The organism is Bacillus sp. BSL6 (genome assembly GCF_052928345.1).
Map to the genome: position 1 here is coordinate 569,174 of NZ_JAVGCW010000002.1, position 14,341 is coordinate 583,514.

Annotated in this window: 15 protein-coding genes; 4 read left to right on the forward strand and 11 right to left on the reverse strand. The window is 35.2% G+C overall.

Features of this window, described 5'->3' with window-relative positions; all coding sequences use genetic code 11:
* The first annotated feature begins 14 nt into the window (after nucleotides 1-14).
* On the forward strand, nucleotides 15-233 hold the full coding sequence (locus RCJ96_RS09150) for a hypothetical protein (RefSeq protein WP_416504233.1): 219 nt from the start codon (nucleotides 15-17) through the stop codon (nucleotides 231-233).
* A gap of 126 nt (nucleotides 234-359) precedes the next feature.
* Here RCJ96_RS09150 and cspA read toward each other — a convergent pair whose 3' ends face one another.
* The gene (cspA, locus tag RCJ96_RS09155) at nucleotides 360-563 is read right to left on the reverse strand and encodes an RNA chaperone/antiterminator CspA (RefSeq protein WP_000301522.1); all 204 of its coding nucleotides are present in this window, start codon (nucleotides 561-563) and stop codon (nucleotides 360-362) included.
* A 352-nt stretch (nucleotides 564-915) separates the two neighbouring features.
* Between cspA and RCJ96_RS09160 the strand changes: the two genes are divergently transcribed.
* On the forward strand, nucleotides 916-1,707 hold the full coding sequence (locus RCJ96_RS09160) for a phosphotransferase (protein ID WP_416504234.1): 792 nt from the start codon (nucleotides 916-918) through the stop codon (nucleotides 1,705-1,707).
* Nucleotides 1,708-1,871: 164 nt separating this feature from the next.
* Here RCJ96_RS09160 and aceA read toward each other — a convergent pair whose 3' ends face one another.
* From aceA to RCJ96_RS09210, 10 genes are all read right to left on the reverse strand, one after another.
* Nucleotides 1,872-3,149, reverse strand: a complete 1,278-nt coding sequence (gene aceA, locus RCJ96_RS09165; protein WP_000787352.1) for an isocitrate lyase — start codon at nucleotides 3,147-3,149, stop codon at nucleotides 1,872-1,874.
* 23 nt (nucleotides 3,150-3,172) lie between these two features.
* A complete protein-coding gene (aceB, locus tag RCJ96_RS09170; RefSeq protein ID WP_416504235.1) occupies nucleotides 3,173-4,762 on the reverse strand; it encodes a malate synthase A in 1,590 nt (529 codons plus the stop codon).
* Between the two features lie 184 nt (nucleotides 4,763-4,946).
* On the reverse strand, nucleotides 4,947-5,603 hold the full coding sequence (locus RCJ96_RS09175; protein ID WP_074610518.1) for an S-layer homology domain-containing protein: 657 nt from the start codon (nucleotides 5,601-5,603) through the stop codon (nucleotides 4,947-4,949).
* A 339-nt stretch (nucleotides 5,604-5,942) separates the two neighbouring features.
* The gene (locus RCJ96_RS09180) at nucleotides 5,943-6,602 is read right to left on the reverse strand and encodes an S-layer homology domain-containing protein (RefSeq protein WP_070805463.1); all 660 of its coding nucleotides are present in this window, start codon (nucleotides 6,600-6,602) and stop codon (nucleotides 5,943-5,945) included.
* A gap of 411 nt (nucleotides 6,603-7,013) precedes the next feature.
* A complete protein-coding gene (locus tag RCJ96_RS09185) occupies nucleotides 7,014-7,685 on the reverse strand; it encodes an S-layer homology domain-containing protein (protein ID WP_416504236.1) in 672 nt (223 codons plus the stop codon).
* An 84-nt stretch (nucleotides 7,686-7,769) separates the two neighbouring features.
* Nucleotides 7,770-8,672: a DMT family transporter gene (locus RCJ96_RS09190; protein ID WP_416504237.1), complete on the reverse strand. Its 903-nt coding sequence runs from the start codon at nucleotides 8,670-8,672 to the stop codon at nucleotides 7,770-7,772.
* A gap of 95 nt (nucleotides 8,673-8,767) precedes the next feature.
* The gene (locus tag RCJ96_RS09195; protein ID WP_242303925.1) at nucleotides 8,768-10,033 is read right to left on the reverse strand and encodes a M48 family metallopeptidase; all 1,266 of its coding nucleotides are present in this window, start codon (nucleotides 10,031-10,033) and stop codon (nucleotides 8,768-8,770) included.
* Between the two features lie 134 nt (nucleotides 10,034-10,167).
* On the reverse strand, nucleotides 10,168-10,353 hold the full coding sequence (locus RCJ96_RS09200) for a hypothetical protein (protein WP_009879976.1): 186 nt from the start codon (nucleotides 10,351-10,353) through the stop codon (nucleotides 10,168-10,170).
* 15 nt (nucleotides 10,354-10,368) lie between these two features.
* Complete coding sequence (locus RCJ96_RS09205) at nucleotides 10,369-10,668, reverse strand: hypothetical protein (RefSeq protein ID WP_416504238.1); 300 nt, start codon at nucleotides 10,666-10,668, stop codon at nucleotides 10,369-10,371.
* Between the two features lie 37 nt (nucleotides 10,669-10,705).
* Nucleotides 10,706-11,554, reverse strand: a complete 849-nt coding sequence (locus tag RCJ96_RS09210; RefSeq protein WP_416504239.1) for a CPBP family intramembrane glutamic endopeptidase — start codon at nucleotides 11,552-11,554, stop codon at nucleotides 10,706-10,708.
* A gap of 141 nt (nucleotides 11,555-11,695) precedes the next feature.
* Here RCJ96_RS09210 and RCJ96_RS09215 point away from each other — a divergent pair, with 141 nt between their 5' ends.
* On the forward strand, nucleotides 11,696-12,400 hold the full coding sequence (locus RCJ96_RS09215; RefSeq protein ID WP_416504240.1) for a response regulator transcription factor: 705 nt from the start codon (nucleotides 11,696-11,698) through the stop codon (nucleotides 12,398-12,400).
* Nucleotides 12,401-12,409: 9 nt separating this feature from the next.
* On the forward strand, nucleotides 12,410-14,152 hold the full coding sequence (locus tag RCJ96_RS09220) for a sensor histidine kinase (RefSeq protein WP_416504241.1): 1,743 nt from the start codon (nucleotides 12,410-12,412) through the stop codon (nucleotides 14,150-14,152).
* The last annotated feature ends 189 nt before the right edge of the window (nucleotides 14,153-14,341 follow it).

Here is a 14,341-nt window from a genome sequence, read left to right on the forward strand (position 1 = left end):
AGGAGCTGTATAATATGGAGAAAAAAAGTCTATTAAGCCAACAGATTAATAGCGTCCCATCAGATGCTCTGAATACCCCTAGTAAGGAGCAAGAACAAATGTTAGAAACATCATCTCAAGACGAACAAAATTCTAACAACAACGCTAACAAAAAAGATGTTACTCAAAGCCTATATGGCGCAGATTTACCCATTTCAGATGTAGACGGAACAACAAATAAAGTGAAACTTTAATCAGACCTCAACAATTGGGCGTTAACAGACAGTTGATCTCCCGCCGAATTTTAAGATGGAAAGACTTTCCCCACAACAAAAAAAGGATGGCAGCAGCCATCCTTTTTTCCATAATAAACTATAAAATTATAGTTTGATTACGTTTTTAGCTTGAGGTCCACGGTTACCTTCTTCGATTTCGAAGCTAACTTTTTGACCTTCTTCTAGAGATTTGAAACCTTCAGTTTCGATTGCAGAGAAGTGTACGAATACGTCGTTTTCGCCTGGAACTTCGATGAAACCGAAGCCTTTTTCGTTGTTAAACCATTTTACTTGTCCTGTTACTGCCATAATTATTTCCTCCTAAGAAAATACATTTTTTAAAATTTTTAGTTTTCCTATCTAAAAAAAGAATCCACACATTATCAAATACGAAACATAAACTAGTTCTCACATACTTTTTCTCGTTCGTTTTCAGCACTTGATAATATATGGATTGCTTAATTTAACTATTCAACTGATATTATCATAGCACATTAAAATAAAATGTACAATCTTTTTTGAAAATAACTGACAAATTAAATCACGTATGCAATTATCAATATCTTATTTGAATAAAAATAAACAAATCTTTCGAATGCCACTTTATTCCTTTTTCTACGTGTTAAAATGTAATCTGACAGTACTTACTGGAGGGGATGAAATGTCAAACTACACAAACGAAGAAAAGCTTACAGGGGGAAACGTCTCAAACGTATATCGTTCTAAAAATACTGTTCGGCGAGAATTGAAGCCAGACAGCGCACAAATTCATAAGTTATTACAGCATTTAGAAAACAAAGGTTTTCATTACGCACCAAAGTTTTTAGGTATAGATGAGAAAAATAGAGAGATTTTATCTTTTATTGAAGGAGAGGCTGGGAATTATCCTTTAAAAGAATATATGCAATCTAATGATGTGTTAAAAGAAATAGCAAAGATGCTTCGCCTTTATCATGATGCTGTAAGTGACTTTCCGTTATTAGATGATTGGAAACCTATGGACCATACCCCAAATAATATTGAGGTTTTATGCCACAATGATTTTGCTATATATAACATTATATTTAATAACGAGAAGCCAGTAGGAATTATTGATTTCGATGTTGCTGCCCCTGGACCAAGAAGTTGGGATATCGCTTATACACTGTATACTTGTGTGCCTTTAAGTAGAGTGTATTATACGGAATCAGGCGAGACAATTCATTATGAATCGGCACAACATGCTGACCGTATGAAAGAAAGAATAAAATTATTCGTCCAGTCCTACGGTAAAAGTATGGATGAAGATTACTTAGGTATGGTACTACTACGTCTAGAAGCATTATGTACATATATGAAAAGAAAAGCAAACGAAGGCGACATAAATTTCCAAAGAATGATTGATGAAGGACATTTAGAGCATTATGAAAAAGATATGAAATTTATTCGTGATCATGGAGCTGAGTGGATTTGATCATATTGTCTTTTTTTGTCGGTAAGTCGATATCCTTTGTCGAATCGTTGATAAATTTTAAGTTATAATAGATATATCGAAAAAAATCGTTTATATAACTTCATTCACACTTGAATGGTTTAGAAAATAACAAGGGGCACCATTTAAACAGGTGCCCCTTCCTTTTATTTCGTAAACTGCGCCTCTTCCGTAGATCCTTTTAATGCTGTCGTTGATGAAGTACCACCTGTAATCACTTGTGCTACTTCATCAAAGTAACCTGTTCCTACTTCTCGTTGATGGCGAGTTGCAGAGTAGCCGTGTTTTTCTGCTGCGAATTCTGCTTGTTGTAGTTCAGAGTACGCTGCCATGCCGCGCTCTTTATAGCCGCGTGCTAATTCGAACATGCCGTAGTTTAATGAGTGGAATCCAGCAAGTGTTACGAACTGGAACTTATAACCGTAAGATGCGATTTCTTTTTGGAAGCTCGCAATTGTTTTCTCATCTAGTTTTTGTTTCCAGTTAAATGAAGGTGAACAATTGTATGCAAGCAATTTCCCTGGATGCTCTTTATGAATTGCGTCCGCAAATCGTTTTGCATCTTCTAAATTTGGTTCAGATGTTTCACACCAAACGAGGTCTGCATAAGGAGCGTATGCTAAACCACGTGCAATCGCTTGATCAAGACCTGCTTTCGTACGGTAAAATCCTTCTGGTGTTCTTTCTCCTGTAATAAACGCCTTATCAACCGGATCGATATCGCTCGTAATTAAATCTGCTGCATCCGCATCTGTTCTTGCAACAATAATTGTCGGCACTCCCATTACGTCTGCCGCAAGGCGTGCCGAAATTAAATTACGTACCGCTGTTTGCGTTGGTAGTAATACTTTTCCACCTAAATGACCGCATTTCTTCTCTGAAGATAATTGATCTTCAAAGTGTACACCAGATGCGCCTGCTTCAATCATACCTTTCATCAGCTCAAATACGTTTAATTGTCCGCCAAATCCAGCTTCTGCATCTGCTACAATTGGTACGAAATAATCTGTATCACCGCTTCCTTCCATATGCTGAATTTGATCCGCACGTTGAAGCGTTTGATTAATTCGTTTTACTACAGCAGGTACGCTATTTGCTGGATATAAACTTTGGTCTGGATACATATGTCCAGAAAGGTTTGCATCTGCTGCTACTTGCCATCCACTTAAATAAATTGCTTTTAACCCAGCTTTTACTTGCTGCATCGCTTGGTTTCCTGTTAATGCGCCAAGTGCATGAATGTAATCTTCCGTATGAAGCGATGCCCAAAGCTTTTCAGCACCGCGGCGCGCTAACGTATGTTCAATATCAATTGACCCGCGCAGGCGAATTACATCTTCTGCCGAATATGGACGTGTGATCCCTTTCCAGCGCGTATCTAGTTCCCAGCTCTCTTGTAATTTCTCGATTCTTTCATTTTTCATTTGTTCCATCCCCTTTTCACTTTTTATAAAATTTCATAACCCGGTAATGTTAAAAATGGTACGAATTCATCATTCCGAACGAGATTTGTAAATAACGTTGTCGCCTCTTGGAATCTCCCTTTCTTAAAGGCTTCTTTACCAATCTCTCTTTCTATTTTTGCTAACTCTTCTTCTTTTAGCTCTTCCATTAATTCAAGTGTAATATTACGGCCATCATTTAATTTTCCACCTTCATGGCGAATCCATTGCCATACTTGTGCCCTAGAAATTTCCGCTGTTGCCGCATCTTCCATTAAGTTATAAATTGGTGCTGCTCCCCGTCCGCTTAACCAAGATGCGATATATTGAATACCTACGCTAATATTCAGACGAAGACCCTCTTCTGTAATCGTTCCCACTGGTACTTCTAATAAATCCTTTTCTGTAACATGTATTTCTTCACGTTTTCTAAAAATTTGATTTGGCGTTTTCATAATGTGATTAAATACTTCCATTGCGACTGGTACAAGTCCCGGGTGGGCAACCCAAGTCCCGTCATGACCGTCTAAAGCTTCGCGCTCCTTATCCGCACGTACTTTTTCAAAAGCTGCTTCATTCGCTTTTGGGTTGTTTTTAATTGGAATTTGTGCTGCCATTCCTCCAATAGCTGGTGCATTACGACGGTGACACGTTTGAATGACTTTCAAAGAATACGCGCGCATAAACGGCGTCGTCATCGTGACTTGCGCTCTATCTGGAAGTAAAAATTCATTATGATTACGGAAACCCTTTAGAAAACTAAAAATATAATCCCATCTTCCGCAATTTAATCCAGCAGAATGATCTTTAAGCTCATACAAAATTTCATCCATTTCAAACGAAGCATGTATCGTTTCCAGTAACACTGTAGCTTTGATCGTTCCGTTTGGAATACCGATATATTTTTGAGCAAATACGAAAACATCATTCCATAACCTTGCTTCTAAATAACTTTCCATTTTCGGTAAGTAAAAGTATGGACCGCTTCCTTTTGCTAAAAGAGCTTTCGCATTATGGAAAAAATAAAGTCCAAAATCTACTAAGCTACCAGACATATTCTTTCCGTCAACTTGCATATGTTTTTCTTCTAAATGCCATCCTCTTGGACGCACAATTAATACTGCTGTTTTACTATTTAAACGATATTCTTTTCCGTTTTCATTTTTATGTGAAATCGTTCCCTTCACTGCATCTCGTAAGTTTATTTGACCTTCAATCGCATTTTCCCAAGTTGGTGAATTCGAATCTTCAAAATCCGCCATAAAAAGATGTGCTCCTGAATTTAAAGCGTTAATAACCATCTTTCTATCTACTGGGCCAGTAATCTCTACGCGGCGATCCTCTAAATCTTTTGGCAATTTAGCAATTGTCCAATCCGCTTCACGTATGTGCTTCGTTTCTTCTAAAAACTTCGGAAACTCCCCTGCATCAATTCTCTTTTGTTTCTCCGCACGCTTTTGTAAAAGTTCTATGCGGCGCTCATTGAAATTTCCATGTAGTTCCTTCAAAAAACTAAGCGCCTCAGGTGTCAATATTTCGTTGTACGCTGGCAACATTTCTCCGGGCAATGTAACCCGTGAAGTTTGCGTCGACATATTAGCATCCCCTTCTTAAACTGTTTTATAACAGATTTGATTTTATGTTTTATATTATATAACAAATCTTCAGAAAAGGAAGTTTTTTTTGAAAATTTAATTGTTTTTTTGTAAAACTGTATTCTTTCACCGGTATTACACATGAAAAAAAAGCCAGTGTTATACAACACTGACCCCTTTTTTATTAAAGCGCTCTAAATAAGAACTGCGCATATTGTTCACGTGTTACTTTCATGTTCGGAGCGAAGTTACCCTTCCCATCTCCTATTGAAATACCATTTGAACCTACTGCATTAATCGCATTTTCTGCCCAATGTCCTTTTGGTACATCTTTAAATCCTGCTGATCCTTTTACTTGTAGTCCAAATGCTCTCGTAAGAACTTGCGCCATTTCTGCACGTGTTAACGTATCTTTTGGTCTGAAGTTTCCTTTCTCGTCACCTGTAAAAATACCTAATTCTGTTACTGCTAACACTTCGAAAGGAAACATCGTTGAGTTATCATCAACAATATCATTATACGGGCTTTCTAATTCCTCATCTTCACCAAATTCTTCATCAAGGTCAAGCGCACGATAAATTAAAGCGGCTACTTGTTCACGTGTTACGTTATGTCCAAAACCGAACACACCATTTCCATAACCAAGCATAATTTCTTGTTCTGCTAAAGTTTGAATTGCTTCATAAGACCAATGTCCTGCTGGCACATCTTTAAAGATTGCCTGACTTGCTTGTTGTGGCTTTGCAGCTAATTCAGCTTTTGCTGTTGTCCCTTCAGCACTAAATGCCACTCCACCCATAATTGTTAAAGCTGTTGCTACTTTTAAAAACTTTTTCTTCACAGTATTCTCTCCCTAAAAACATATTTTTTTCTAATATAAAGAATTAATGGAAGCGTAACAATATAATTTCCATGTAATTTTTGTCTAATTTATGAACTATATTTTATATACTTTTATTTACACTTTATTAACAATAAAGTTACTAAAACGTATATTTAAACAATAAAAAGTCACTTTATTCAATCTCTTCTTATCCACTAAAATCGAAAAACTAAATTACGAATAGAAAATCGATATAATTACAAATAATTTTAAATAAGAAAAAAGCGTGGAATTCCCGCGCTTTTTTCTTAATATATATTATATTAATATAACTTAAATGTCCTTATACTTTAACTTTCATTCATAATCTTCATCTTTTACTGGAAAATAAAAAACAGCTCTATTTAAAAACGTTGCATATTGCTCACGTGTTACAACTTTATTCGGTTCAAATTGCCCATTTCCTGTTCCTACTATGACATGATTAGACTGTAGTGCACTAATCGCATTTTTTGCCCAATGATTATTTGGTACATCTTTAAATGTATGGTTCTTCTTCACCTCAAATGTAAATGCATTCGTAAGAATTTGTGCCATTTCTGCGCGTGTTACTGGTGCAGTTGGCCTAAAGTTTCCTTTTTCATCACCTTTAAAAATACCATGCTCTGTTAATACTAAAATTTCATCTAAAAACATTGTTGCTCTCTCAGAAATATCTTTGTATGGATTTTTTAAAGGTCCTTCCCTTTTCAAATTCAATGTACGATACAGCACTGCTGCTACTTGTTCTCTTGTTACATTATCACCTACACCAAACTTACCATTTCCATACCCTAACATTACTTTATTGTATACTACATCCATTATATCGTCATATGCCCAGTAGTTTACTGGAACATCATCAAACACAATCATTTCTGGATATTCTTCTGCTTTTACGTTTGGAACATTCGTACTTACAAACAAACCACCCATAATAGTTACCGTTGCCATTATACGTAACATGTTCTTCTTCATTGCCCTCTCCCCTTTACCTCCATTTTAAAAAACGGAAAATAATAGACTGAAATCCTTTCCAATATTACATATGTTGCCTTTGCACCATTTATGCAATATATTACATTTAAAAAATCTATTATTGTGAAAATCACTACTAAAGGAGAGCCAATTCGCTCTCAATTTCAATTTTTATACCGAATTGTACGCAAACTAATTTTCTTTCCTGTATTCATGTAAAGGTGTTTCTATAATATAAATATTCTACTTTTTTCAAAAGAAATCCTTCACGTTTTAAGAGTTCATTTTCTAGACAAAAAATGCAATTATATCGACTTAACTACAACATACGACAATAGTAGCCTCTCTATTAACAAAAGCTCATAATGAGCGAAAGATACCTCTTCCACAAATTATGAGCTTTCTCTTTATCTATTCCATTTTCCCTGGAGAATTATCAATTGATCGTTGTAAAAACTTTGCAAATTGCCCACGTGTAACGAGCATTTCAGGCTGGAACTTGCCATCTCCTGTTCCTACCGCTACTTTATTAGACTGCAATGCGCTAATTGCATCCCTTGCCCAATGATTTTCTGGTATATCTGTAAATGTATGTGGACTCTTTGTTTTCAACTCATATGCTTTCGTTAAAATTTGTGCTAATTCTGCACGAGTCAATGTATCTTTCGGACGGAAATTCCCATTTTCGTCTCCTTTAAAAATACCAAGCTGTGTTAAGCGTAAAATTTCGTAAGGGAACATGGTTGATTTCGCACTAATATCTCCATATGGATTTCCAATAGTCGCACTTCTTTTTACATGAAGTGCGCGGTACAATACTGCTGCCGCTTGTTCACGTGTTATATAATCTTCCGTCCCAAACTTACCATTTCCATAGCCATACATAATGCGATGATGTACTAAATTTGTAATTTCATCATATGCCCAATGATCTGTTGTTACATCATCAAACTTTATCATAATATTAGGACTAGATTTTTGGATAATATCTGTATTTGCAGACACACCATTTGCACTTACAAATATTCCCCCCATTAAAGTTAGTGATGTCGCGATCTTTACTAGCTTTTTCATCCCTCTCATCTACCTTTTCCTTTATTTCCCTGCAAATTATATTATACAATAAATCTGAAAATTATAAATTCATTCCGACCTAATTATTTACAATTAATAATATAATTTTTCTTCTACTACTATTTTTTCACCCTTTGTTTTTCGAAAAGTAAATGCCATTCCTACAAATATAAGAACAATTCCTACTATTTGCATACTAGTCGGTCTAAACCCGGTAAAGACTGTATCTAATAGTATTGCAACCGCTGGATCTAAGAACACTAATACAGAAATTAATCTCGTCGATAAATCTCTTAAACTGTCAAAAAATAAGTAATATACAAATCCCGTATGTATAAGACCTGTCGCTGTAATCATCATCCAATTCATCTCTGTTAACCCTTGAAACTTGCCAAAGTCTACGAATGGTAGCAATAAAAATATACCTAAAAATGTTTGTAAAAATGTCATCGCATATGCGCTCGTATGCTGAATTCCTTTTCCTAATAAAGTGGTAAAAGCATAAAATAGTGCCGCAAGTAGTGCCCATACCATGCCAGATGACATCAGTTTTTCAAGTGATAGACTTCCATCTACTCCAGCCACTAACACTGTACCGATAAAACAAATGACAATGGACAAAACAGCAAACATTGTAAGTCTCTCTTTAAATACGATACTACCAATCATTAATACGATAATGGGTGCAAGATGGTAAACTGAAATCGCAATTGTAATCGACATAACTTCAAACGCTTTAAATAAAAATACCCAGTTAAAAACGAGAAATATACCGCATGCTAATATTTGCATGACTTCTTTTTTATTCCATTGCTCACTTTTATATTGTCCTGTTACGAGCCAACATAATGCTAAAAATATAGTCGCACAAATACAACGAACGAATACTAATTCAAAAGACGGTAAACCTGTTTGAACAGAGAAAAATCCAATTGATCCGAAAATAGACATCGAAAGGACCATTTTTATAGCCGGCATTGATTTTGAATGAAACAAAATATTAACCTCCTAAACATTTCACTGAATATTCCATATATTATACACTATAATTTTCCAAAACTCGAATAACGCATAAAAAAAGAAGCAGTACACTACCGCTTCTTTTCCTTTTCATATTGTTCAAACGTATGAATTCTTTCGAAAATTGGTGGATGTGTGTATAAGAAAAACTTCACTAACGCAGGAGGATTTACTTGGCTTAAACTCGTTTTTGATAAATATTGAAACGTTTTTACACCAGATTTCCCGTCCTTTGTCATGTCTAAAGCGTATTGATCTGCTGCTCGTTCTTCTATACGAGAAACGTAGTTTGTTGCTGGCTGTGATGCAAAAGAGAGTACAGAAGAAATTAAGAAAAATAAAGGTAAAATTGAAAAACATGCTGCTTTTGAAATTTGCAGCGTATTCCCCCATTTTCGAATACACATATTGATAATACGACTAATGAGGTACATCCCTATAAACGATAGCAACACATAACTCGCAACGCCCCAATATATATGTTTCATAACATAATGCCCCATTTCATGAGCCATTATAAATAAAATCTCTTTATCTTTTAATTGCTTTAGCGTTGTATCCCACATTACAATGCGCGAGTTAAGTCCTATTCCTGTTACATATGCATTTAACGCATTCGTTTTTTCCGACATATTGACTTCATATACATGTTTCGCTGGAATATCGGCTTTGTCTGCCATCGCTAAAATTTTCGTTTCTAATTCCTTATTTTTCAGCGTCGAAAAGTCGTTATAAAGTGGATCAATAACGACAGGCTGTATAAATGTTAAAAAGATTGTAAACGGAACAGAGAGTGCCCACCCTGCTAACCACCATCTCTTCGGGAATTTGCGAATAAGCCATAGAAGAACCGTAACTACAATTAACATCGTCGCATAGCTCTCCCAAAAACCGATAACATGATCTTTTATCCAGCTTTGTGTACTTTGCGTTGAAATGCCGTAATCAACAGAAACTTTTCGGCTAATCCATTGCATCGGCAGGGCAAGAACTGTTGTAAGTAGTGATAAATAAAAGAAATAAATCGCAACTTGCAGAACACTTATTTTCGTCGTTTCCTTCGACCATTTCTCAAACTTTTTTGAAATACCGAGCACAAGTACAAACAATAATATAATCCATTCTAGAGGCGTCGCTAAAAAGTACAGTAAATTTTTCACGCGCGAATAATCTTGGCTTAGCGTAAGCTCTCTTGCATTCATAAACGTTTCTGGATCTGCACTCGTTCCTTTATACATGTCCGGAATCAGTTCATGACTCCATCCAAATAAATACCAATATATAAATAACGCAAACCCAACGTACAAAAAAAGCGACCACCCAATAACCTTCCTCACGCTATTCCCTCCTCTATGCTGCCTGTCTATTATTATTGTAAGTTCGTACATGCTAAATTAGAACAAGCTTATTATGCAAATTGCTCAAGAACCCTCTATTTACATAAAAAAACTCTTCTACATAAAGAAGAGTTTTACCTACCTTTAGACACTTTATTCGGTTCATAATCTGGGATAAGAAATATACTTACAACCCAACATATTAAACCAGCACCTTTTATATAGCGTATATATTCATAGTCCTGAAAAAATAACGTCGTTACAATAAGCGTAAAAAAACCGACTAAAACTAGTACGTATCCTATTTGCTTCTTAGACAAACATAACGCGCCCCCTTAAGGAAGTACATCCATTAATAAGCTAAAATCTTGCAGAGAAAAAGAACTATATTTCATAATCCCTTGTACAGCTAAAAGTAAAATAAGACCGGTCACACACATATAATTAATGCTTTCTTCATTCTTTTTTTCAGCAACTACGCCGCCACTGATACATAGAATTCCTAACAAATGAAGCGCTAAATACATAAAGAAATAAGCTTCCTCCCAGCGAAGAATAACGTTGACTGTCGTTATTAGCACTATACTAAGCACAATCAAATAAAAAAACTTATTTGATGATATTGTTTCATTCATATAATTTTATACACCCCTTTCAATCGTCTTCTTCATCTCATTTACTCCCCACTACGTCTGAAAAGCTTTTTTCCTGCTCTACATATATAGCGGGCATTTCTTTACTCCAATATTTGCGGTTAACAAATAAAAAGATGAGTACTAAGTTTAATCCTGTTATAAAAATAATAAGTCCTGGAAAGAACGTCGTATAATTTGAGAAATCTGCAAAACTCATTATCTCTTCTTTATTTATTAAAAAAGAAGCACCGATTACAAATGCATTGTTTAACATGTGAATAGCGATTGGCATGAGTAAACTATTCGTACGAATATATACGATTGATAGTACAACGCTAAATACAATTGCACCTAGGAAATCAACATGTAACAATGCAAACAATATTGCTACAACAATGATCGCTATACTCGTTCCCCATTTTGCTGCGAAGCGTTGCAGTAAAAATCCGCGAAAAACAAATTCCCCAATAATTGGTGCGATGAATACGACCATAATAACTTGATAAACGTATCCTCCAGTGCTATCCATAATCGGTTCGCGTAATGCGTTCATAATAAATGTCGGTGTAATCCATGCAAAGCTATACATGTACAAAATAAGATATCCATAACTAAACACGCATAACATGATCGTAATGTATAAAACTTGCACCAGGTTAAATGTTTCATTTCTATTAATAAATAATGAAAATGCAACATGGTGTTTTTTATACTCAAAATAAATCCACGTAATCGGCAGGATATAGAATATAAGAATATTTATAAAAGTAGAATTTTGCATATGAAATGTATTTTCTATCAATTCATTACTGGCTCTTGCAACTACAGTTAATAGTGCAAATACAATTAAAAAATATCTAGCTCGCATCGTTTGAAACGGATTCACACTCATCTCCTCCCCTATGTTACTTTTATCATATCATTTGATTCTTAATTTTTTGAGAAAGAAAACCTTAAAATTTCCTTAAAAATTCCATAAGTTACAGAAAGATGATATGATATTCGAGGAAATTAGGAGGGATTTTTTATGTATGAAGCAAATATTTTGCTCGTTGATGATGAAACAGCAATTTTACAATTACTAACTACCATTCTTGAAAAAGAAGGTTTTTCTCATATTACAACTGCAACATCAGCTGAAATGGCTTTATCTCTCACTCAGCAAAACGATTACGATTTAATTATTTTAGATGTCATGCTTCCTGGACAATCTGGTTTTGATATTTGTCCAATCATTCGCAAAAAAACAGATTGCCCTATCTTCTTCCTCACAGCTAAAACATCTGATTTAGATAAAATATCTGGATTTTCACACGGTGCAGATGATTATATTACGAAGCCATTTAATCCACTTGAAGTAGTAGCTCGTATGAAAGCACAACTCCGTAGACATATGAAACAAGCAGTATCCAATGAACAAAAAGCACACTCCAGTTCATTTGGCAGATTTGAAATTGATCGATATTCCGCAGAACTTACAGTAGATGGACATGTTGTCGAATGTTCCGCCCAGCTATTTCAGCTATTACTCTTCTTTTGTGAGAATCCGAACTACGTATTTTCAAAAGAAGAAATATACGAGAAAGTTTGGGGAGCACCTGCCTACAATGGCGATGACAATACCGTTATGGTCCACATTCGAAAACTACGTGAAAAAATCGAACAAGACCCAAGTAAACCAGAATATATAAAAACCGTTCGCGGGCTTGGCTATAAGTTCATTACAAAGTAGGGTGACGATATGAACTTTAATAAACGACTTATTATCCAGTTTATCATGCAACACGTATTTGTTTTAGTTACATTACTGATTGCTGTAGTAGCTGCATTCACGTATTTAATTTTTCTTGTTACGAGTACTTCATACGAACCGAACATTCCAGATGCTGAAAATTTTATGATTGCAAGATACATTTCTTCAGAAGATGGCGATATTTCGTTAAAAGCTGAAGTAAAAGACTTAATTAAAGAGAAAAATGATTGGATTCAAGTTGTAGAGGAAAACGGAAAAGTTCTCTATCACTTTAATACACCTAGTGACGTACCGACATCTTATACGAAAACATCTTTATTCTCGTATATACAGAATCACATAGAAAGTCCTTATACATTTACATATTGGGAAATTGAATTAGAAGAAAAAAACGTACTTGTTATTTACGGTGGTATGTTAAAAAGCAATGCATTACTAAAAACAATCCAGAAAACGCACCCTTCTGTATCTACAGATTCGTTCACATTAACAGAAGAAGAAAAACAGTTACTTTCTAAAGAAAAAGCAACACTTCAAATCTTTAATAGCGTTGGCGAAGAAGTATTCTCCTATCCAAACGGAAAGAAAAAAACATTTTCTGTTATACAAGCCGCTCTTAGCGAAAAGGAACCGTGGAATCATAAAGAAAACACGTCTAGCTTTTACGACACAAATAGCAATCATCTTCTCGTTGTAACTGCCAAAAATGAGTACTACTACCCAGATGATGAAATAGACGATGTATTTGCTAAAAAGTTTCTAATCGGATGCGGATTAATCCTTCTTATCGTATTTGTTTATTTAGTCATTCTTTCTATTTGGTACGGTAATAAATTTGGAAAACCGTTATTACATGCGATGCGCTGGCTTAAAAACATAGCTGGTGGAAAGTACGAAGAGCCTGTTAGTAAAAAAGGAAAACCTATCAGGTTCAGGAAATCTGGTAAAGAAAAATGGTCATTCCGCTTATTTAGTGATGTTACAAATTCACTAGAGCACCTTTCTATTACACTCAAAAAAAATGATGCGATGAGGCAAGTACTCCAGCAAACACGTGAAGAATGGATTACTGGTCTAACGCACGATTTAAAAACACCACTAAGTTCTATATACGGCTACGCATTATTACTAGAATCAAAACAGTATAACTGGACTGATCGTGACATTCAGCAATTCGGCAGCGTTATGAAAGAGAAATCTCAATATATGACCACACTAATTGATGACTTAAGCTTAACGTATCAATTAAAAAATAATAGTCTTCCTGCACAGCATGTAAACATTGAAATGAATCAATTCGTCCAAAAAGTATTATTACAATTTATTAATAATCCGACACTTCAAAATCAAAATATTGAATTCGTACCAAGCTCAAATAAAATTCAATATTTCATTGAAGAAAAATGGTTCCAGCGTATTATTGAAAACTTACTCGTAAACGCTGTAAAACATAATAATGAAACGACTAATGTAATTGTAAAGCTTTCACAAAATGCTACTTCATTCACACTCTCTATTTCAGATAACGGAAAAGGAATGGATGATAAAACGAAAGAGCTTCTATTTGAGCGATATTACAGAGGAACAAATACGGAAGAAAGCAACATCGGAACGGGACTTGGCCTCGCCATTACAAAACAGCTCGTTCATGCTCATAACGGAACGATTTCTATCGATAGCAAACTAGGAAAAGGAACGACAATTATACTTGTGTTTCCGTTTCGTTCATAGAAAAGGCGCTATGTGGCGTCTTTTCTTTTTTTGGGAGAGTTCAGCGGTATATGAAATTATATCGGCGATTTTGCGAATATAGCGGCGATTTTTCAAATATATCGGCGCAAATCAAAGTATATCAGCGATTTTCTAAATATATCGACTTACCGACAAAAACCGACAACGCTAACCTACTTCCTCTACTAT

What these genes read in the sequence shown, in the direction of transcription:
- RCJ96_RS09150 (WP_416504233.1), top strand. Translation starts at nt 15, where the DNA reads ATGGAGAAAAAAAGTCTATTAAGCCAACAGATTAATAGCGTCCCATCA.
- cspA (WP_000301522.1), bottom strand. Translation starts at nt 563, where the DNA reads ATGGCAGTAACAGGACAAGTAAAATGGTTTAACAACGAAAAAGGCTTC.
- RCJ96_RS09160 (WP_416504234.1), top strand. Translation starts at nt 916, where the DNA reads ATGTCAAACTACACAAACGAAGAAAAGCTTACAGGGGGAAACGTCTCA.
- aceA (WP_000787352.1), bottom strand. Translation starts at nt 3,149, where the DNA reads ATGAAAAATGAAAGAATCGAGAAATTACAAGAGAGCTGGGAACTAGAT.
- aceB (WP_416504235.1), bottom strand. Translation starts at nt 4,762, where the DNA reads ATGTCGACGCAAACTTCACGGGTTACATTGCCCGGAGAAATGTTGCCA.
- RCJ96_RS09180 (WP_070805463.1), bottom strand. Translation starts at nt 6,602, where the DNA reads ATGAAGAAGAACATGTTACGTATAATGGCAACGGTAACTATTATGGGT.
- RCJ96_RS09185 (WP_416504236.1), bottom strand. Translation starts at nt 7,685, where the DNA reads ATGAGAGGGATGAAAAAGCTAGTAAAGATCGCGACATCACTAACTTTA.
- RCJ96_RS09205 (WP_416504238.1), bottom strand. Translation starts at nt 10,668, where the DNA reads ATGAATGAAACAATATCATCAAATAAGTTTTTTTATTTGATTGTGCTT.
- RCJ96_RS09215 (WP_416504240.1), top strand. Translation starts at nt 11,696, where the DNA reads ATGTATGAAGCAAATATTTTGCTCGTTGATGATGAAACAGCAATTTTA.
- RCJ96_RS09220 (WP_416504241.1), top strand. Translation starts at nt 12,410, where the DNA reads ATGAACTTTAATAAACGACTTATTATCCAGTTTATCATGCAACACGTA.